This window comes from Rhodoferax sp. ZS1R25, from assembly GCF_056521335.1.
In genome coordinates this window covers 188726-209262 of the sequence record NZ_JBWMAZ010000001.1, presented here as the reverse complement: position 1 = coordinate 209262, position 20537 = coordinate 188726, and the positions used below count along the sequence as shown (strand labels likewise).

Below are 20537 nucleotides of genomic sequence, written 5' to 3'. Positions count from 1 at the left end.
GCACCCCCATGACACAACACAAAAGCTTTCCGTGGTTGCACTGGCTGCGCACCTTGAGTGCCTGGGCCGTGACCTTCGTGCTGTTCTTCCCGCTAGGCTGGCTGGTACTCACCGCCTTCAAGACCGAGTTGCAGGCCATCTCGGTGCCGCCCCTTGTGTTCTTCACGCCCACGTTGGAGAACTTCGAGATCGTGCAGGAGCGCAGCGACTACATGTTGTATGCGCAAAACTCCTTCATCACCAGTGTGGCCTCCACCATCCTGGGGCTGGCGCTCGCGTTTCCTGCGGCCTACGCCATGGCCTTCTTCAAGGGCAAGTACACCAAGGACATCCTGATGTGGATGCTCTCCACCAAGATGATGCCCGCCGTGGGTGCCCTGGTGCCTGTGTATGTGATGGCGCAGACCAGCGGCTTGCTGGATACGCGCACCGGCCTGGTCATCGTGTTCACGCTGTCCAACCTGCCCATCATGGTGTGGATGCTGTACTCCTACCTGAAGGAGATCCCGGCCGAGATTCTGGAAGCCTCGCGCATGGACGGTGCCACGCTGTGGCAAGAGTTTCGCCACGTGCTGTTGCCGCTCACCATGGGCGGCCTGGCCTCCACCGGCCTGCTCACGCTGGTGCTGAGCTGGAACGAAGCCTTCTGGTCGCTCAACCTGAGCGCCGCCAAGGCCGGCACGCTGGCCACGCTGATTGCCTCGTACTCCAGCCCCGAGGGCCTGTTCTGGGCCAAGCTGTCTGCCGCGTCCTTCATGGCCATCGGCCCCATCGTGGTGTTCGGCTGGTTCAGCCAAAAACAACTGGTGCAAGGCCTGACCTTCGGCGCCGTCAAGTAAACCAATAACCAAGCGGAGACCTCTCTCATGTCTTACCTCAAACTCAGCGGCGTTGAAAAACTGTTTGGCGAACACCGTGTTATCAAGGGCATCGACCTGGACATCCAGCCCGGCGAATTCGTGGTGTTTGTGGGCCCCTCGGGCTGCGGCAAGTCCACGCTGTTGCGCCTGATCGCGGGCCTGGAAGCCATCGACAGCGGCAGCCTGCACCTGGACGGCCGCGACATCACCCACCTGCCTTCCAGCAAACGCGACCTGGCCATGGTGTTCCAGAGCTACGCCCTCTACCCCCACATGAGCGTGTTCGAGAACATGAGCTTTGCGCTCAAGCTCGCCAATGTGGACCCCGCCATCATCAAGGAAAAGGTAGACCGCGCGGCCAAGATCCTGAACCTCACCGCCTACCTGGAGCGCACGCCCAAAGAGCTGTCCGGCGGCCAGCGCCAGCGTGTGGCCATTGGCCGTGCCATCGTGCGTGCGCCCAAGGTGTTTTTGTTCGACGAGCCACTCTCCAACCTGGACGCGGCACTGCGCGGCCAGACCCGCATTGAGATCGCCAAGCTGCACCGCGACCTGGGCGCCACCACCATCTATGTGACGCACGACCAGGTGGAAGCCATGACTCTGGCCGACCGTGTGGTGGTGCTGCGCGACGGCAACATCGAACAGGTCGGCACCCCGCTGGAGCTGTACGACCGCCCCGCCAACCAGTTTGTGGCGCAATTCATCGGCACCCCGCAGATGAACGTGATCGAGGCCGCCAAGCTGCCCCAAGTCGCCACGGTGGCCGGCTTCGCCGTGCCCGCCCTGGGCGCCATTGGCCTGCGTCCGGAGAACCTCACGTTGGTGGGTGTGGGCCAGGGCCAGGTGCAAGCCAAGGTAGAGCTCATTGAAGCCCTGGGCGCCGAGACCCTGATTTATGTGAGTACCGACAGCGGCGCCCAGTTGGTGTCCCGCCTGAACACGCGCACCGAGCTGCAAGTGGGCTCGGTCGTGGGCGTGCAGATCGACGGCGACTCGGCCCACTTGTTTGATGCCAATGGCCGCGTGGTGGCAGCTGGCAAGCACTGATCCGAACCCCACTGCTGAACGCCATGAACACCCCCACAACAACCCCTTTGCAAGGCCAGGTGGCCGCCGTGACCGGCGCCGCTTCTGGCATCGGTCTGGCCAGCGCGCGCGCGATGGTGGAGGCGGGTGCACGCGTCGTCTTGGTGGACCGCGACGAGGCCGCGCTGGCCAGGGCCTGCGCAGAGCTGGGGCCCCAAGCCCTGCCGCTGGTGCTGGACCTGCTGGACGCCAAGCAGTGCGCCACGCTGCTGGCGCGGGTACTGGCACTTGCCGGCCGGCTCGATGTCTTCCATGCCAACGCAGGTTTGTACGTGGGCGGTGATCTGGTGGATTCCGATCCCGACGCCATCGACCGCATGCTCAACCTGAACGTGAATGTGGTCATGAAGAACGTGCACAACGTGCTGCCCCACATGATTGAGCGCGGCGTGGGCGACATCATCGTCACCAGCTCGCTGGCGGCCCACTTTCCCACCCCGTGGGAGCCGGTGTACGCCTCGTCCAAATGGGCGATCAACTGCTTTGTGCAGACCGTGCGCCGCCAGGTGTTCAAGCATGGCATCCGCGTGGGCTCCATCTCGCCAGGGCCCGTCATCACCTCGCTGCTGGCGGACTGGCCTGCCGAAAAACTGGAAGAGGCCAAGGCCAAAGGCAGTTTGCTGGAGGCGTCTGAGGTGGCCAACGTGGTGCTGTTCATGCTGACGCGCCCCCGCGGCATGACCATCCGGGACGTCGTGATGATGCCCACCCAGTTTGACCTTTGAGTGATTTTGAGAGTTAACCTTTTCCACGCCTGACCATGTATACGATTCTTCACCTCGGACTGGGTTCGTTCCACCGCGCACACCAAGCGCTCTATGTCCACGAATTGCGCCAGCAGGGCGACACGCGCTGGGCCATCACCGGTGGCAACCTGCGTCCGGACATGGCGGACACCATGGCGGCCCTGCAAGCGCAGGGCGGTGCCTACACGCTGGAAACCGTGACGCCCCAGGGTGAGCGCAGCTACACCCGCATCGAGTCCATCCAGAAGGTCATCCCCTACCAGGACGATCTGGCCCCCTTGATTGCTGCCGGTGCCGACCCGGCCACACGCATCATCTCTTTCACGGTGACCGAAGCCGGCTATTACCTGGACGCCAAAAACCAGCTGGACTGGACGGCCTTTGCCGACCTGCGTGCGGACCTGGAAACGGTCAAGCAAGGCGGCGCCGGCCACACCATCTACGGTGGTCTGGTCAGCATCCTGCGCGCGCGCCTGCACAACGGTGCGGGCCCCGTGACGCTGATGAACTGTGACAACCTGCGCCACAACGGCGAGCGCTCGCGTGCGGGCCTGCTGCAGTTCATCGATGCACTGGGCGACGCTGAACTCAAAGCCTGGGTGGAGCAGCACACCAGCAGCCCCAATGCCATGGTGGACCGCATCACCCCGCGCCCCACGCCCGACGTGGCCGAGCGCGTCAAGGCCGCCACCGGCTGGGATGACCGGGCTGCCCTCATGGGCGAGAGCTTCATCCAATGGGTGATCGAAGAAAACTTCATTGCTGGCCGCCCGGAATGGGAGAAGGTGGGCGTGGAAATGGTGGCCTCGGTGGATGCGTTTGAAGAAGCCAAGATCCGCCTGCTCAACGCTACCCACAGCTGCATCGCCTGGGCCGGCACGCTGGTGGGCTACGAGTACATCCACGAAGGCACGCAAGACTCGGTGATCCGCCGCATCGCCTACGACTACGTGACCGACGACACCATCCCCGTGCTGGACACGCCTGAGAACCCCAGCCCGCTGGATCTGCGCAAATACCGCGATGTGGTGCTGGACCGTTTTAGCAACCCCGCCATTTGCGACACCAACCAACGCGTGGCCATGGACGGGTATTCCAAGATTCCTGGCTTCATCGTGCCCACCATCCGCGAACGTCTGGCACGTGGCGAATCCATTGCCAGCGTGGCCATGTTGCCCGCCCTGTTTTTGGCCTACTTGCAGCGCTGGCACAAGGGCGAAATTGCCTACACCTACCAGGACCAGGCCATGGACCCGGCAGCTGCTCACGCTATCTGCGCATCGGCCGACCCGGTGGCTGCGTTTGCCGCTGACCCGGTGCTGTGGGGCCCACTGGCCTCACGCCCGCAGCTGCTCGATGCGCTGCGGGTCGGCCATGCGCGGGTGCAGCTCTTTGTGAAAAACCATTTGGGCTGAATAAAGTCAAAAGCTGGTAATGTGAGATCTTGAATCCATTAGAGGGAAGTTGCCATGGTCGCTACCCATCCATCGCATGCGCAGCCAGGGAGCCAGGCCAATCGCCGCCGGGCCCCTGAGCTGGAGGCAGACTACAACCGCAATCCATCGCTAGGCTACGAGCCGACCGACGAGGTGGGCTTCATCCGTTGCCTGGACCATGGCTACCCCACGCCGTTGGCGCGCTGGCACTGCCACGACGAGTACGAACTGCACCTGATCACCGCCACCTCGGGCAAAGCCTTTGTGGGCGACTGGATCGGTCCCTTTGAGCCTGGCCATTTGGTGCTGTGCGGGCCCCGCCTGCCGCACAACTGGATCTCGCTGGATTTGCCCGACGAAGGCGTGCCCCAGCGCGACCTGGTCATCCAGTTCCGCCATGAGCCATTGGAACAAGCCTGCCACGCCATCCCCGAATTTTCTGAAGTGCTGCCGCTGCTGGAGCGCGCACGCCACGGTATCGAATTCTTTGGCATGGCCGAGACCGCCGCGTCGCACTGGCATGCCGTGAAGTCCTCGCGCGGGCTCAAGCGGGTGGCGGCTTTTTGCGACCTGGCCAGCGACCTGGCGCGCTGCACCGACTACCGCTTGCTCTCCAACGTGCAAATGCGTGGCGTGGAAAACGACGCCGAGCTGGACCAGATCAACACCATCGTGAACCGCATCACCGAGAACCCCTCGCACTCGCAAACCGCGGCTGAGGTGGCCTCCGAGTTGGCCATGAGCGAGAGCCGCTTCTCGCGCTTCTTCCGCCGTGCCACGGGCAACACCTACACCGACTTTGTGAACCGTGTGCGCATCAACCGCGCCTGCCAGCTGCTCATGAGCTCGGACCACTATGTAACGAATATTTGCTACGACGTGGGCTTCAACAACGTGGCCAACTTCAACCGCCGTTTTCTGGAGCTCAAGGGCATGACACCCTCCGAGTTTCGCAAGCAAGCCGAGAGCCGCTTTGGCGGCGCCCCGGCGCATGCAGCCGCTGCCTGACGCGTGAGCCTGGACCCTAGCTGATGGGGTAGGCCTGGCCGCCAGCGTCGGTGAATTGGATCTTGTTCTCCGGCCCTACCGAAAACTCTCCGGCAGCAAACTCCTTGTGCAGCGTGGTTTTGCGTTTGCCAAACGCCAGCTCCACCGCGCCCAGGGTGCCCTGCATCACCTGCACCTTGGCGTTGCGCGTGATGGCCAGCAGCGCATCCAGCTCGGTCTGCTCGACCAGGGACTTGGCCCAGGTTTGTGTGGCCTGCTGCCATGAGGCCTTGACCCGCGGCAGCATGGCCTTGGGGTCCCCCGTTTGGGTCAAGTGCGCCACCAGCTTGGACAGGTTGTCTTCGTTGGCCTTTTCCTTATCGATGCGCTCCTGCAGCGCCTGGTAGCGTTGCTCCAGCTCGGGATTGGCACCCACGTTCACGGTGGTGGTGCCGGACTTGGGTGAGCCCAACGTGGGCACGCGCACCAGCATCATGGCCGCGGTCTTGCCGCCGACCAGCTTGCCCTTCTGCGGTGTTTTCTCCCCAATCACGATGTGGCTGCCTGCCTGCAGTTCGGATTCCAGTGCCATGTCGTGCAGCACGATGGCCGTCTCGGCTTTTACCTTGGCGGACTGGGTAAACCGCGCGGTCACACCCCCACCGCTGACCACCTGGCCCTGCGCAATGATCCCGCCGCCCACCAGCACATTGCCGCCGCTCTCCACCGATCCGCCCTCCACGGTGCCGCCCACCGACACGTCGCCCGTGGCCTGCACCTTCATGCTGTGCATCACATCACCGTCTACCTGCACGCTGCCATCGAAGTAAATATTGCCGGTGGCCAGATTCACCTCCGCCACGCGCAGCACCGGCTCCACCTGCACGCCCTGCGCCACCAGCACGGGCTGCCCCTGAATCGTGGCGCACAGCAGGTAGGGGTCGTCGGGTGACACCGCGGCGCCTGTCAGTCCGTCGGCAAATGGCAGGTCTTTGCCGGGCACCGAGGGCAGAGGGGTGCCGGTGATGGTGTGCCCCTCGCTGCCCCAGCTGGCAGGTGTGCGCCGCATCAGGGGCGCGCCCTGCGTCACCAGGCAGATGCCGCTGAACTCCCGGTAGTCCACCAGGCCCTGCGCGTCGATCTTGGGTGCGCGCACGGACGCGTCCAGCGACAGCGCTTCAAAGATTGCGTCCACCCCATGGATCGGGGCAGTGCCGCGGGCCACCACCACCTGTGCTGCCTGCCCCTGGGTGCAGGCCGCGAGCACGGCGTCGTGGTCCAGCCCATAGCGAATGCCGGCCTCCGCCAGCGCGGCCATCACTTCTTCCAGGGTGGCGTTGCGGCCATCGGCGGAGGGGCTCAGGTCCAGGGCGGCGCTCATCGCGTCCGCAGCCAAATGCACCACGATCCGGGCCTTGTCATCGGCCTGGGTGGTTCCAACGGTGTCCACTGATGTTGTCTCCTCAGAGAGGCTGTGGTGCTCTTCTTAAGGCATTCTGGTTCAGAAGTGGGGAAATGCCAAACCAGCGGGTGCTAGCGCTGCACGGTCAGCGCGTCTTTGCGGTACTCGTCGGGCGTGGTGCCCATGAGTTTTTTGAACATGCTGATGAAGGCCGAAGCGCTGCCATAGCCCAAGTCCAGCGCAATCGTTTCCACGGTCTGGCCGGCTTCCAGCAAGGGCATGGCGCGCACCACGCGCAGCCGCTGGCGCCACTCCGCCAGCGACATGCCCAGGTCGCGCTGGCAGCGGCGCATCAGCGTGCGCTCGGTGGTGTGGGCGGCGTTTGCCAGTTCGGGCAACGAGCGGTTGTCCCCGGGGTTGGCCTCCAGCATGCGCAGCACCGCGCTCAGCAGCGGGTCTTCCGAGGTCGGCAGGTAACTGCCCGCGCGCGGCGCCTGCACCAGCTGGTCCAGCAGCACCTGCAGCAGGCGCGCCTGTTGCGCACTGACCGTAGGGCCGGGCAGCTGCTGGCGCAGGTGTTCCATGAGCGCACGCACCAGCGGGCTCACCGTCAGTGCGCAGGGCGTGGCAGGCAGCAGGTGGCACAGCGCGGGGCCGATATAGAGGGAGCAGTGGTGCGCCTCGTAGCGGTTCAGCCCCACATGCTTGAGGTTGGGCGGCAGCCACACGCCGTACTGCGGTGGTGCCAGGTAGTGGTGGTCGGCCACCTTCACCTCCATCACGCCACTGAACGAATACACAAACTCGCCCCAGGCGTGCTGGTGCAGCGGGTAAATGCCTTCGGCCGGCGCCACTGCGCTGCGAAACATGATGGGCGAGGGCAGGTTGGCGCTGGAAAGCGGAATCTCCAGTTTGGGCTTGAGGATGGGCATGGCGGCGGGGTCGTCGGCGTTTGTCGGCTTCGGCGTATGGCTTGTCTGGTTTTCACTATATCAATGAAAGCCGTCAATTCAATAATCAATGCATGGACACCCGCAAACCCCTCGATTCCCAAGCCATTGGCTGCATGCTGGTGCTGTGCGTGCTGTGGGCCCTCCAGCAAGTGGCCCTCAAAGCCACAGCCGGCGATATTGCCCCCATCTTCCTCATTGCGCTGCGTTCCGGTGCCGCCGCGGCGCTGGTGGCGCTGCTCATGCTGGCGCGCGGCGAGAACTGGGGCTTGCGCGATGGCAACTGGCGCCCAGGCCTGGTGGTGGGCTCGCTGTTTGCGCTGGAGTTTTTGCTGGTGGGCGAGGGCCTGCGCCACACCAGCGCCTCGCACATGGTGGTGTTCTTGTACACCGCACCCATCTTTGCCGCGCTGGGTCTGCACTGGCGCCTGCCGGCTGAGCGCCTGGGGGCTGTGCAGTGGCTGGGCATTGCGATGGCCTTTGGCGGGCTGTCGATTGCCTTCTTCGGCCGCAGCCAGCCGTCGGCGGCGGCACCCGGCAACATGCTGCTGGGCGATGTGCTGGGCCTGATGGGTGGCATGGCCTGGGGCGCCACCACCATGGTGGTGCGCTGCTCGCGCCTCTCCAGCGCGCCCGTCACGCAAACCCTGCTGTACCAACTGGTGTGCGCGTTTGTGCTGTTGCTGGTGGTGGCGCTGTCCACGGGCCAGGCCCACTTCAACCCCATCCCCCGCGTTTGGGCTGCCTTGGCGTTCCACACGCTGGTGGTGTCGTTTGCCAGCTTTCTGGTCTGGTTCTGGTTGCTGCGCCGCTACCTGGCGTCGCGCCTGGGCGTGTTCTCGTTCATGACGCCGCTGTTCGGCATCGTGCTGGGGGCCTGGCTGCTGGACGAACCCATTGAGGCCAGCTTTCTGGTTGGCGCGGTGCCGGTGCTGCTGGGCATCGTGTTGGTCAGTGGCACCAGAAAAGCCCCGCCTGCACCCCGCCTTGCACCAACTTGAAGCAAACGCTCCTCCACATCTCCGCGTAAACCCGTAGAAAACACGGGGTTTGCCGCGAATTTCCGCTGGCACGGTACGTGCTGCAAATGTGACGGAATCGGACAACGGCGTCCACTTCACATCTCCCCCAGGGAGTGCAGAAGTGGACGCCGTTTTTTTTTGCAACGTTGGATTTAAGGAAATCTCTCATGGCTTATTTAGTGCCTTCGGAATTTGTGACCAAGATGGTGGACGCGGGCGAGTCCAAGGTCTTCATGTCCACGCGTGACACGCTGGTGCGGGCCTACATGGCCGGCGCCATCCTGTGTCTGGCTGCCTGGTTTGCCGTCACCATCAACGTGAACACCGGCCAGCCGCTGGCCGGCGCCGTGCTGTTCCCTGTGGGCTTCTGCATCTTGTATTTGCTGGGCTTTGACCTGTTGACGGGTGTGTTCGTGCTGGCGCCCCTGGCGCTCATCGACAAGCGCCCCGGTGTGACCGTGGGCGGCGTGTTGCGCAACTGGGGCTTGGTGTTTGTCGGCAACTTCGGTGGCGCCTTCACTGTTGCCCTGGCCATGGCCATCGTCACCACCTTTGGCTTCTCGACCGAACCCAACGCGGTGGGCAAAGCCATTGGCGTCATCGGTGAGAACCGCACGCTGGGCTACGCACAGTACGGTGCCGCTGGCATGTTGACGCTGTTTGTGCGGGGCATGCTGTGCAACTGGATGGTCTCCACCGGCGTGGTCGGTGCCATGATCTCTACCACCGTCAGTGGCAAGGTCATCGCCATGTGGATGCCTATCATGGTGTTCTTCTACATGACCTTCGAGCACTCCATCGTCAACATGTTCCTATTCCCCTCCGGTCTGCTGCTGGGTGCACACTTCACACTCATGGACTACCTGCTCTGGAACGAAATCCCCACCGTGTTGGGCAACCTGGTGGGCGGCTTGTCGTTCACCGGCCTCACGCTGTACGCCACCCACCTGAAGACCGCCCCCAAGCGCGGTTAAGACGGACAGGTCTTGGCCCACGCACTCCAGATCTCGGCAGGGCAGTACTCGGACAAGGGCCGCAAGGACACCAACCAGGACTTCCATGGTCTGGTCGTTCCCAAGGAGCCCCACCTCAGCTCCAAGGGCATTGCCATGGCCCTGGCCGACGGCATCAGCAGCAGTGCAGTCAGCCAGGTGGCCAGCCAGGCGGCGGTCACCAGCTTTCTGGAGGACTACTACTGCACCTCCGAGGCCTGGTCGGTCAAGACGTCTGCGGAGCGCATCCTCAGCGCCACCAATGCATGGCTGCACGCGCAGACGCAGCAAAGCCCCTACCGCTACGAGCGCGACAAGGGCTACGTCTGCACGCTGAGCGCGCTGGTGCTCAAGTCCACCACGGCCCACCTGTTCCATGTGGGCGACTCCCGCATCTACCGCCTGCGCGCTGGCACGCTGGAGCAGCTCACACAAGACCACCGCGTGTGGGTGGCCAACGGGCAGAGTTACCTGGCCCGCGCTTTGGGCATGGGCGCGCAGCTGGAGCTGGACTACCAGGCCCTGCCGGTGGAAGTGGGCGATGTGTTTGTGCTGGCCACGGATGGCGTGTACGAACACCTGCCGACGCATGTGCTGACCGAGCTGCTGCAGACGCATGCCGCCGACCTGGACCATGCGGCCCACGCGCTGGCGGACGCGGCGCTGCAAAGAGGCAGCCCCGACAACCTCACGGTGCAGATCGTGCGGGTGGACGCGCTACCGCATCAGGCGGTGAACGAGATGGTGCGTGCCCTCTCGGGCCTTCCGTTCCCGCCCATCCTCACGCCGCGGCAAGACTTTGATGGCTTCACCATCGTGCGTGAGCTGCACGGCAGTTTTCGCAGCCACATCTACCTGGCCATCGACCGCGAGACCAACAGTCCCGTGGTGGTCAAAACCCCATCGATCGACCTGCAGACCAGCGCCGCGTATGTGGAGCGCTTTCTGACTGAAGAGTGGGTGGCGCGGCGCATCGACAGCGCGCATGTGCTCAAGCCCTGTCTGCAAACCCGCCAGCGCCACTATGTGTACGTGGTGACCGAGTTCATCGACGGGCAAACTCTGGCGCAGTGGATGACCGACAACCCCAAGCCCACACTGGAAGCCGTGCGCGGCCTGGTGGAGCAAATCGGCAAGGGCCTGCAGGCCTTCCACCGGCTGGAAATGCTGCACCAGGACCTGCGGCCCGACAACATCATGATCGATGGCACCGGCACCGCCAAGATCATCGACTTTGGCTCCACCCGTGTGGCCGGGTTGGCCGAGGCCGCGCCCCTGCCCGGTGGCGAGCAGGATTTGCTGGGCACCGTGCAATACGCCGCGCCCGAGTACTTTCTGGGCGAGAGTGGCACCGCGCGCTCCGACATTTTTTCGCTGGGCGTGCTCACCTACCACCTGCTCACCGGGCGTCTGCCCTATGGCGCCCAGGTCGCGCGGGCCCGCACGCGGTCGGCGCAAAACCAGCTTCAGTACCACTCGGTGCTGGACGACGACCGCGAGATCCCCGCGTGGATCGACAGCGTGCTGCGCAAAGCCGTGCACCCCAACCCCGCCAAGCGCTACGCCGAGCTCTCAGAGTTTCTGTACGACCTGCGCCACCCCAACCAGGAATTTTTGCAACGCACCCGCCCACCCCTCATCGAGCGCAACCCGCTGGTGTTCTGGAAAAGCGTGTCGGTCTTGCTGGCCATTGCGGTCGTGCTGCTGCTGTCGATGGTGTCGGGGCGGCACTAGTTAGGCCTTGCGCGCCAGGCGCTTGCTGCGCGCACGAATGTTGAGCGCTTCCACCCCCAGCGAAAAGGCCATGGCGGCGTAGATGTAGCCCTTGGGTATGTGCTGGTCAAAGGCCTCGGCGGTCAGGGCCATGCCCACCATCACCAAAAAGGCCAGGGCCAGCACCTTCACGGAGGGGTGCTTGTCCACAAACTCACCAATCGGCTTGGCCGCCACCAGCATCACGCCCACCGAGGCAATCACCGCGGCCACCATCACGCTGATCTGGTCCACCATGCCGACGGCGGTGATGACCGAGTCCAGCGAGAACACGATGTCGATGATGGCGATCTGGCCGATGATGGCCCAGAACAGCCGGGTGCCCGCGGCCTTGACGGCAGCCGAGTCGGCGGCAGCGGGGGCGTGCTGGTCGCGCGCTTCCACTTCCACAAAGATTTCGTGCGATGCCTTGTAGAGCAAGAACACACCGCCCAGCAGCAGCACCAGGTCGCGCCCGCTGAAGCCGTGGCTGGCAATCGTGAACAGGTCAGAGGTCAGCCCCATCACCCAGCTCAGCGAGAACAGCAGCAACAGGCGCGAGACCATGGCAAAGCCCAGGCCCAGGCGGCGTGCCTTGTCGCGCAGCTCGGGTGGCAGGCGGCCCACCAGAATCGAGATGAAGATGATGTTGTCGATGCCCAGCACGATCTCCAGGGCCGTGAGCATCCCGAATGCAATCCAGACATTGGGGTCGAGTAAAAAGTCCATGGTCATTTCCTTGTTTCAGTCTGTAACGACAGCGTAATTTAGTTGAATCCAATCTCCACGGGGCCGCGTATTCAGTACAGCCGCGACATTTCGGCTTTTGTTACCAACCCCCAACAGGAGTATTTCCATGGCATCTGCATTCACCACCCGCAAGCTCGCTTCCTTCAGCCTGGCCCTCGTCATGTCCGCCGTGTCCGTGGCCGCCATGGCCGACGTCATGGTGGGCGGCGCGCCCATGCTGGCCTCCAAGGACATCATTGACAACGCCGTCAACTCCAAAGACCACACCACGCTGGTGGCCGCCGTCAAGGCCGCAGGCCTGGTCGAAACCCTGAAAGGCCCCGGCCCCTTCACCGTGTTCGCCCCCACCAATGCAGCTTTCACCGCGCTGCCCGCTGGCACGGTAGAGACCCTGCTGAAGCCTGAGAACAAGGGCACGCTCACCACCATCCTGACCTACCACGTGGTGGCCGGCAAGTGGGACGCTGCGGCACTGACCAAGATGATCATGGACGGCAAGGGCATGGCCACCATCAAGACCGTGAGCGGCGGCACGCTGACCGCCAAGGCCAGCGGTTCCAAAGTGATGCTGACCGATGAAAAAGGTGGCACCGCCACCGTGACCATTGCGGACGTGTACCAGTCCAATGGCGTGATCCACGTGATTGACAAGGTGCTGTTGCCCAAGTAATTCACCCTGACCCGCCTACGCCCCCAGCGCCGGTAATGGCCTGGGGGCGTAGTTGCGTCTGCGTGTCTGCACAATGGGTGCATGCGTACACAGAAACCGATTGCCATTGCCCTGGCCGGCCTGGTGTCCCTGGCGGTCGCCATGGGCATTGGCCGGTTTGCCTTCACGCCGCTGCTGCCCATGATGCTGCACGACGGCGTGATTGACCTGCCTGGCGCCAGCTGGCTGGCCACGGCCAACTACATCGGCTACTGGCTGGGCGCCATGGCCTGCGCACTGCAGCCCTGGGCCTGGTCACGCTGGCCCGCCCTGCGGCCCGTGGTGCATACCAAGGCCATGCGTCTGGGGCTGGCGCTCACCGTGCTGCTGACCCTGGGCATGGCGCTGCACTGGCCCTTGGCCTGGCCGCTGTGGCGCTTGCTGGCCGGCATTGCCAGTGCGCTGGTGTTTGTTTACACCTCGGGCTGGTGCCTGGCGCGGCTGGCGGCGCTGGGTGCGCCGCAGCTGGCAGGCGTGATCTATGTGGGGCCGGGGCTGGGCATTGCGGTGAGCGGCCTGGCCGCCACGGCCATGGTAGCCACAGGGCTCACCGCCGCCACCGGCTGGATGACCATGGCCGCACTGGCCCTGGTGCTCACCACCTTGCTGTGGCCGCAGCTGCAGGGCGTGGTGCCCACGGTCGCGCCGTCCGCGGTGGCGTCAGACGCATCGGGCAACAGCGCCATGACCGTGCTGGCGCTGGCCTATGGGCTGGCCGGGTTTGGTTACATCGTCACGGCCACCTTTTTGCCCGTCATCGCGCGCCAAGCCCTGCCGGACTCTTTGTGGCTGGACCTGTTTTGGCCATTGTTTGGTGTGGGCGTGGGGCTGGGCGCGCTGCTCACCATCCGGCTGCCCACGCAGTGGGACCGGCGCCACCTGCTCATGGCCTGCTACGCGCTGCAGGCCAGTGGCATTTTGCTGGGCGTGTGGTGGCCTAGCCTGTTCGGCTTTGCGCTGGGCAGCTTGCTGATTGGCCTGCCGTTCACCGCCATCACCCTGTTCGCCATGCAAGAGGTGCGGCGCCTGCGCCCGCACGGGGCCTCGGCTTTCATTGGCCTGTTGACCGCGGTGTATGGCCTGGGGCAGATTGCCGGGCCGCCCTGGGTGGCCCTGCTGCTGGCGCACAGCAGCAGCACGGCGCAGGGCTTTGCCCTGTCCCTGGAAACGGCAGCTGCCAGCCTGCTGCTGGGTATTGTTTTGTACTACTGGCTGGTGCAGCGCTACCCGCAGCCGCAGGCTGCCCAGCGCTAAATAGCGCTATCTTTTTTGAGTTTCTGGTCGATAAAATCCTCTGCGCCTTCGCGCTGCCTGCCCAGAACCCACCCACCAGAAAGGTGACGCCTTGTCTCTCTCCAATTACAAAATCTCGACCAAGCTGGTACTGGCCTTCATCCTGGTGTCCCTCATTGGCGCTGCCCTGGGCCTGTTCGCCATCCGCAACATGGGCGTGCTGAACGACGCCGACACCGCCCTCTACGAGAAACAAACCGTGAGTCTCTCGTTGGTCAAAGAGGCGAACGTGCAGCGCTATGCCGCCGTGGTGGCCCTGCGCGACGCCATCATCGCCACCAATATGGAGGGCCGGACCAGTGCGCTCAAACGCATCGAGCTGGGGCGTACCAAGAGCCTGGAGCTCATGAAGGAGGCACGCAGCAAAGCCAGCGACCCCGAAACCCTGGCCGCCTTTGCAAAGGTGGACGAGGCCTGGAAGGCCGACCAGCAGGCACTCGAAGAAATCCTCAAGCTGATCTCCAGCACCGAGATGCAACTCGACTCCCCCGTGCTGCAGTTTTTGGGGGGCAGCGTGGTGCAGCCCAGCATCAAGGTGGGGGTGGCCATGACCGACCTGACCCAGGTGTTTGAGGCCAATGCGCGCCACGTGTCCGACGACAACACCGTGCTGTACGAACGCAGCCGCAACGTGACACTGGGCCTGATCGTGCTGTGCGTGCTGATGGGCGTGGGGCTGGGCATGGTCATCAGCCGCAGCGTCACGGGCCCGCTGGCCCAGGCCATGGAAACCGCCCGCGCGGTGGCCGAAGGCGACCTGTCGCGCCCCATCCATACGCAGGGCAAGGACGAAATCGCCCAGCTGCTGCAAACCCTGTCCTCCATGCAGGACGGCCTGATCAACGTGGTGTCCACCGTGCGCACGGGGTCCGAGTCGGTGGCCACCGCGAGTGCAGAGATCGCCCAGGGCAACCAGGACCTGAGCGCACGCACCGAAAGCCAGGCCAGCGCGCTGGAAGAAACCGCCGCCAGCATGGAAGAGCTGTCGTCCACCGTCAAAGCCAACGCCGACAACGCCCGCCAGGCCAACCAGTTGGCACAAAGCGCCTCCACCGTGGCGATGGAGGGTGGCACCGTGGTGTCGCAGGTGGTGGACACCATGAAGGGCATCAGCGACAGCTCCAAGCGCATTGCCGACATCATCAACGTCATCGATGGCATTGCCTTCCAGACCAACATCCTGGCGCTGAATGCGGCCGTGGAAGCCGCGCGGGCCGGCGAACAAGGCCGCGGCTTTGCCGTGGTGGCGTCTGAGGTGCGCAGCCTGGCGGGCCGCAGTGCCGAGGCCGCCAAGGAAATCAAAACCCTGATCAACGACAGCGTGACCCGTGTGGACCAGGGCACTGCGCTGGTGGACAAGGCGGGCAATACCATGAACGAGGTGGTCACCAGCATCCGCCGCGTGACCGACATCATGGGCGAGATCAGCGCCGCCAGCAGCGAGCAGAGCGCTGGCGTGTCGCAGGTGGGCGAGGCTGTCACCCAGATGGACCAGGCCACCCAGCAAAACGCCGCCTTGGTGGAAGAAATGGCCGCCGCCGCCAGCAGCCTCAGCGGCCAGGCCCGCGAGCTGGTGCACGCGGTGTCGGTGTTCAAGCTGCGCTGACAGGAACACTGCCCGCAACAGTGACATTTACCCAGGTTTTTTGCTATTAAATCAGTAGCTGGTGGCGCAAGTGGTTTGGGGGCTAGAGGGGTGTTTCACCCTAAAATTCCCCCATGACCGACACAACCACCACGACGACCATCGCCACGCACAGTGGCACCTTCCACGCCGACGACGTATTTGGCGTAGGCATTCTGATGGGCGTGTTCCCATCGCACACCCTCATCCGCACCCGCAAGCAAGAGCTGATTGAAACCGCCGACTTTGTGGTCGATGTCGGCGGCACCTGGGACGCCACCAAGGGCCGTTTTGACCACCACCAGCGCGGCTTTGACGGCGCGCGCCCCGCGCGTGAGGTAGACGGCGCCACCGTGCCCGGCGTGGGCTACGCCAGCGCGGGCCTGGTGTGGTCGGCCTTTGGCACGGCCTACGTCAAAGCCTGGGCCGGCACCCACGGCCACACGCTGGACGAGGCCGCCGTGGCCAGCGTGGTCAACTCCATCGACCATTCGCTGGTGCAGTACCTGGACATTGTGGACACCGGCCAGGGCGACGTGTCGCCCGGCATCTTTGGCCTGTCCAGCCTCATCGCCCAACTCAACACCCATTGGCTGGAAGAGCAAGGCCTGAACCACACCGCCAAGGCGCAGCTGCTGGAAACGCGTTTCCGTGAAGCCATTGCCATCACGCGCAAGTTTTTGGACCACGCCATCAGCAAGAAAGTGGCGCAGCTGCGCGCCATGGACACCGTGCGCAACGCGCCGCGCCTGCTGGGCGGCCGTGTGCTGCACCTGCAAGAGGGCGGCATGCCCTGGACGCATGTGGTGGTGAACGAAATGCCCGACGTGATGTTTGTCATCTACCCCGACTCGGACGGCAACCAGTACCAGATCAAGACCGTGCCGGTGGAAGCCGGCTCGTTCACCGCCCGCATGGACCTGCCCGAAAGCTGGGCCGGCCTGCGCGACGCCGAGCTGGCCGCGGTGAGCGGTGTGGCCGACAGCGTGTTTTGCCACCTGAACCTGTTCATCGGTGGCGCGCGCAGCTTTGACGGTGCCCTGAAGCTGGCCGAGCTGGCGCTGGCAGAGCGCACGGCCGCAGCGGTGGGCGCCGCCTGATGGCGGGCACGGCCACCCCCACCGCGCTGCACCAGGTTCGCACCGCCGTACTGGCCAACATCAAACCCGGGCTGGTGCTCTGGAGCGGGCTGGTGCTGCTGCTCATCGCCTACGCCGGGAGCCCGGCCGTGCAAAGCGGGCTCACGCAGTGGGGTGCGTTCAAGCAGGCCTGGGGCTACACGGGGTCGTTCTTCACCTACGCGGCGTTTGCCGTGCTGGTGCCTGAGCTGCTGGCCTGGGCCGTGCTGCGCCAGCCTGTGCCGCACACCATCGTCCGCGACATGGCCTTTTCCTTCGTGGTGTTTGGCTTCATTGGCATGTCGGTGCAGATGCTGTACGCCGTGCAGGTCAGCCTGTTTGGCAGCGGCAACGATGCGGCCACCATCGTCAGAAAGATGCTGTTCGACCAGTTCGTGTATTCGCCGGTCTCCAACTTCTTCATGGTCGCCGTCTTCCTCTGGAAGGACGAAGGCTTCACCACCGCCTCCCTGCGGCGCTTCTTCACCCCCGATTTTCTGATCCAGCGCTTCCTGCCCGTGATGATCGCCGTGTGGTGTGTGTGGGGCCCGGGCGTGCTGGTCATTTACTTCATGCCCACCGCGCTGCAGTTCCCCGTGGCATCGCTGATCCTGAGCTTCTGGATCCTGATTTTCAAGTTCATGCGCAAAAACTAAACCATAGAGAGACAACCATGACCGCCAACACCTTCAACACCCTGCTGGACCAAATGACGCTGGAGGAGCAGATGCTGCTGCTCACCGGTGTGGACCACTGGACCACCGCCCCCATTCCCCGCCTGGGCGTGCCCGCGGTGAAGGTGAGTGACGGCCCGAACGGCGCGCGTGGCGGCATTTTCAAAGACGGCCCCAGCACTGCCTGCTTTCCGGCTGGCATTGCGCTGGCCGCCACCTGGAACCCCGCGCTGATCCAGCAAACCGGCGTGGCGCTGGGCGAAGAAACCAAGATCAAGGGCGCCCGCGTGTTGCTGGCCCCCACGGTGAACCTGCAGCGCACCACGCTCAACGGCCGCAACTTCGAGTGCCATTCGGAAGACCCCTGGTTGTCGTCCGAGATGGCCGTGGCCTATGTGCGTGGCGTACAAAGCACTGGCGTGTCGGCCACCATCAAGCACTTTGTGGGCAACGAGAGCGAGTACCAGCGCATGTCCATGAGCTCGGACATCCCCGAGCGCGCGCTGCGCGAGCTGTACCTGCTGCCGTTTGAGCGCGCCGTCAAAGAGGCCGGTGTGTGGGCCGTGATGACGTCTTACAACCGCATCGACGGCACCTTTGCCGCCGACCACCGCCGCCTGGTGAACGACGTGCTGCGCGAGGAGTGGGGCTTTGACGGCCTGGTGATGACCGACTGGTTTGCCGTGCACGACACCGTGCAGGGCGTGCTGGCCGGTACCGACCTGGAAATGCCCGGCCCCACGCGCGAGCGCGGGCACAAGCTGGTGGACGCCGTGAACGCCGGCCGCCTGCCCGCCCAGGCCGTGCGCGACTGCGCCCGCCGCGTGCTGCTGCTCATGCAACGCGTGGGCAGCTTTGCCGACCCGGTGATTCCGCCCGAGCGCGCCGACGACGTGCCCGCCCACCGCCAGCTCATCCGCACCCTGGGTGCCGAAGGTGCCGTGCTGCTGAAGAACGACAACCACACCCTGCCGCTGGTGGCCGACACGGCCCGCCGCGTGGCGGTGATTGGCCAGCCCGCCGTGGTGCCGCAAATCATGGGCGGGGGCAGTGCCACCGTCAACGCGCACTACCGCGTGGCCCCGCTGGACGCGCTGCGCGCCCAGTGGCCCAACGCCACCTTCACCCACCACGCCGGGGCCGACATCCACCGCTGGGTGCCCGTGCTGAAGACGCCCATGCAGATGGAGTTTTTCAACAGCACCGACCTCAGCGGCCCCGTGGTCTGCACCCAGACGGTGGAAAACACCGAACAGATCTGGGCCGGCCATTTGCCAGATGGCGTGCAGGCGGGCAAGTTCTCGGCCCGTGCCACGCTGCGCTTTGTGGCCACGGCCGCAGGCGAGCACCAGTTCTCGCTCATCAGCGCGGGCCTGAGCCGCGCCTCCATCAACGGCACGCCGGTGATCGACGCCTGGAGCACCTGGAGCCGCGGCGAGCCCTACTTCACCTTTGGCTGCGAGGAAGTGCGCCACACCCGCCACCTGCGGGCCGGCGAGGTGTGCGACCTCACCGTGGAGTACAGCTCTGCGGGCTACGAGGAGGTGAACTTCCGCGCGCTGCGCATAGGCGCCGGCCGCGTGCTGGACGCCACGGACATTGCCGCCGCCGTAGAGGCCGCGCGCAACGCCGATGTGGCCGTGGTGTTTGCCGGCCTGAATGCCGAGTGGGACAACGAGGGCCTGGACCGCACCAGCATCACCCTGCCACACCACCAGAACGCGCTCATCGCCCAAGTGGCTGCGGCCAACCCGCGCACCGTGGTGGTGTTGCAAACCGGCTCGCCGGTGACCACGCCCTGGCTGGCCAGCGTGCCCGCCGTGCTGCAGGCCTGGTACCCCGGCCAGGAGTGCGGCAACGCCATTGCCGATGTGCTGCTGGGCACCGCCGAGCCCGGTGGCCGCCTGCCCCAAACCTGGCCGCTGCGCCTGGAAGACACCGTGGCCTTTGGTGACCCCGCGCAGTACCCCGGCGTGGACGGCCATGTGCGCTATGGCGAAGACGTGTTCATCGGCTACCGCCACTACCAGCAGAAGCAGCTGGCCGTGCAGTTCCCGTTCGGCCACGGCCTCTCGTACACCACGTTTGACTATGGCCCCGTGCGCGGCGTGCCCGCCAGCTTTGGCCCTGGCGACAGCATCACGCTGGAGGTGGACGTGCGCAACACTGGCACGCGCGCCGGCCAGGCCGTGGTGCAGCTGTATGTGAGCGACGCAGAGGCCAGCGTGGCCCGCCCTGGGCGCGAGCTCAAGGCCTTTGCCAAGCTGCACCTGGCTGCAGGCGCCAGCGGCACCGCCAAACTCACGCTGGCCATGCGCGCCTTTGCGTTCTACGACGTACCGCACAAGCGCTGGACCGCCGAGGCCGGCAGCTTTGGCCTGCACCTGGGCACCACGGCGGATGACGCCTTTGCCAACCACACCGTGGTGCTGACGGGCGACTGGCACGGTTAGTTTTGCTCCTAAATCAGGAGCTGTTGGCGCAGTGTTGACGGGGGCTAGCGCCTAGTTTGGCACCAAACCCTGCTGCTGCGCCACAAACCCGTCAAACGCTGCCAGCAGCGGCTGCCAGCGTGCGGCGTTGCCTTCCAGCTGCGCCAGCGCCGCGCAGGTGGCCTCCAGCGTAGACAGCTGCCCGGGCGCATGGGCCTTGCGGATTGCGTAGCGGCCGGTGGGCGCATCGGTCAGGGCCAACCGCGGCAAGCGCTGCAGGGCAGGGCTTTGGTGCAGCATCTTGCGGCTCTTGCGCCAGGTGGCGTCCAGCACCACCAGCCGCAGGCGGGCCGGATCGTGCAGCGCCGCGGGGTCCAGTGACGTAGGCGGCGTGTGGTGTTCGTACGGTGTGGGCGGGTAGAGCAGCAGGGTGGTGTGGGTGTCGGACAGCAGCGCGTGCAGGCTGGCGTCGTCAAACACCTCGCCCACCACCAGGCGGCTGCCGGGCAGGCTTAGGTGCAGCAGGCGCGCGCTGTTCTTGGCGTGGTGTGCCTCCAGCGGGTGCTGGAGGATGAGCACCTCACAGGCCGGCGCGGTGGGCGTGACAAAGCGGCAGATGCAGGTGGTCTGCGGCCGCAGGCAGTGTGGGCAGAGTAGGCGGGGCATCAGGTTCAGTAGTCGGGACGTTCATTGTCCCTTTT

The 20537-nt window shown here is 64.9% G+C and carries 18 protein-coding genes; 14 read left to right on the top strand and 4 right to left on the bottom strand.

What is annotated here, in order from left to right; genetic code table 11:
• Nucleotides 1-8: 8 nt before the first annotated feature.
• Genes AC097R_RS00910 through AC097R_RS00890 form a run of 5 tightly spaced genes read left to right on the top strand, consistent with a single transcriptional unit; the run spans nucleotide 9 to nucleotide 5139 of the window.
• A complete protein-coding gene (locus AC097R_RS00910) occupies nucleotides 9-839 on the top strand; it encodes a carbohydrate ABC transporter permease (protein ID WP_479595716.1) in 831 nt (276 codons plus the stop codon).
• 27 nt (nucleotides 840-866) lie between these two features.
• Entirely contained in the window at nucleotides 867-1910 is a 1044-nt protein-coding gene (locus tag AC097R_RS00905; protein ID WP_479595715.1) for an ABC transporter ATP-binding protein, read from the top strand.
• Nucleotides 1911-1933: 23 nt separating this feature from the next.
• Entirely contained in the window at nucleotides 1934-2674 is a 741-nt protein-coding gene (locus tag AC097R_RS00900) for an SDR family oxidoreductase (protein WP_479595714.1), read from the top strand.
• 35 nt (nucleotides 2675-2709) lie between these two features.
• A complete protein-coding gene (dalD, locus tag AC097R_RS00895; protein ID WP_479595713.1) occupies nucleotides 2710-4110 on the top strand; it encodes a D-arabinitol 4-dehydrogenase in 1401 nt (466 codons plus the stop codon).
• 54 nt (nucleotides 4111-4164) lie between these two features.
• Complete coding sequence (locus tag AC097R_RS00890; protein WP_479595712.1) at nucleotides 4165-5139, top strand: AraC family transcriptional regulator; 975 nt, start codon at nucleotides 4165-4167, stop codon at nucleotides 5137-5139.
• 16 nt (nucleotides 5140-5155) lie between these two features.
• Here AC097R_RS00890 and AC097R_RS00885 read toward each other — a convergent pair whose 3' ends face one another.
• Nucleotides 5156-6568: a DUF342 domain-containing protein gene (locus AC097R_RS00885; RefSeq protein ID WP_479595711.1), complete on the bottom strand. Its 1413-nt coding sequence runs from the start codon at nucleotides 6566-6568 to the stop codon at nucleotides 5156-5158.
• A gap of 83 nt (nucleotides 6569-6651) precedes the next feature.
• Nucleotides 6652-7452, bottom strand: a complete 801-nt coding sequence (locus tag AC097R_RS00880) for an AraC family ligand binding domain-containing protein (protein ID WP_479595710.1) — start codon at nucleotides 7450-7452, stop codon at nucleotides 6652-6654.
• Between the two features lie 92 nt (nucleotides 7453-7544).
• On the opposite strand from AC097R_RS00880, the gene AC097R_RS00875 reads away from it, so the two are divergent.
• The 3 genes from AC097R_RS00875 to AC097R_RS00865 all read left to right on the top strand — a co-directional run bounded on the left by AC097R_RS00875 (nucleotide 7545) and on the right by AC097R_RS00865 (nucleotide 11218).
• Complete coding sequence (locus AC097R_RS00875) at nucleotides 7545-8471, top strand: DMT family transporter (protein WP_479595709.1); 927 nt, start codon at nucleotides 7545-7547, stop codon at nucleotides 8469-8471.
• A gap of 188 nt (nucleotides 8472-8659) precedes the next feature.
• Nucleotides 8660-9466: a formate/nitrite transporter family protein gene (locus AC097R_RS00870; protein WP_479595708.1), complete on the top strand. Its 807-nt coding sequence runs from the start codon at nucleotides 8660-8662 to the stop codon at nucleotides 9464-9466.
• A gap of 12 nt (nucleotides 9467-9478) precedes the next feature.
• Nucleotides 9479-11218 (top strand): bifunctional protein-serine/threonine kinase/phosphatase, encoded by a 1740-nt coding sequence (locus AC097R_RS00865; protein WP_479595707.1) that lies wholly within the window; start codon nucleotides 9479-9481, stop codon nucleotides 11216-11218.
• Here AC097R_RS00865 and AC097R_RS00860 read toward each other — a convergent pair whose 3' ends face one another.
• A complete protein-coding gene (locus AC097R_RS00860) occupies nucleotides 11219-11965 on the bottom strand; it encodes a TerC family protein (protein ID WP_479595706.1) in 747 nt (248 codons plus the stop codon).
• A gap of 127 nt (nucleotides 11966-12092) precedes the next feature.
• Between AC097R_RS00860 and AC097R_RS00855 the strand changes: the two genes are divergently transcribed.
• The 6 genes from AC097R_RS00855 to AC097R_RS00830 all read left to right on the top strand — a co-directional run bounded on the left by AC097R_RS00855 (nucleotide 12093) and on the right by AC097R_RS00830 (nucleotide 19857).
• Nucleotides 12093-12656 (top strand): fasciclin domain-containing protein, encoded by a 564-nt coding sequence (locus tag AC097R_RS00855; RefSeq protein WP_479595705.1) that lies wholly within the window; start codon nucleotides 12093-12095, stop codon nucleotides 12654-12656.
• A gap of 81 nt (nucleotides 12657-12737) precedes the next feature.
• Nucleotides 12738-13949 carry a YbfB/YjiJ family MFS transporter gene (locus tag AC097R_RS00850; RefSeq protein ID WP_479595704.1) on the top strand — a complete coding sequence of 404 codons (1212 nt, stop codon included), beginning with the start codon at nucleotides 12738-12740 and terminating at the stop codon, nucleotides 13947-13949.
• 91 nt (nucleotides 13950-14040) lie between these two features.
• Nucleotides 14041-15594 (top strand): methyl-accepting chemotaxis protein, encoded by a 1554-nt coding sequence (locus AC097R_RS00845; protein ID WP_479595703.1) that lies wholly within the window; start codon nucleotides 14041-14043, stop codon nucleotides 15592-15594.
• A gap of 113 nt (nucleotides 15595-15707) precedes the next feature.
• The gene (locus AC097R_RS00840; RefSeq protein WP_479595702.1) at nucleotides 15708-16712 is read left to right on the top strand and encodes an MYG1 family protein; all 1005 of its coding nucleotides are present in this window, start codon (nucleotides 15708-15710) and stop codon (nucleotides 16710-16712) included.
• Nucleotides 16712-17386, top strand: a complete 675-nt coding sequence (locus tag AC097R_RS00835; protein ID WP_479595701.1) for a hypothetical protein — start codon at nucleotides 16712-16714, stop codon at nucleotides 17384-17386. The genes AC097R_RS00840 and AC097R_RS00835 overlap by 1 nt, the downstream gene beginning before the upstream one ends.
• A gap of 17 nt (nucleotides 17387-17403) precedes the next feature.
• A complete protein-coding gene (locus AC097R_RS00830; RefSeq protein ID WP_479595699.1) occupies nucleotides 17404-19857 on the top strand; it encodes a glycoside hydrolase family 3 C-terminal domain-containing protein in 2454 nt (817 codons plus the stop codon).
• 51 nt (nucleotides 19858-19908) lie between these two features.
• Here AC097R_RS00830 and AC097R_RS00825 read toward each other — a convergent pair whose 3' ends face one another.
• Nucleotides 19909-20502, bottom strand: a complete 594-nt coding sequence (locus tag AC097R_RS00825) for a tRNA-uridine aminocarboxypropyltransferase (RefSeq protein WP_479595697.1) — start codon at nucleotides 20500-20502, stop codon at nucleotides 19909-19911.
• Nucleotides 20503-20537 lie beyond the last annotated feature (35 nt).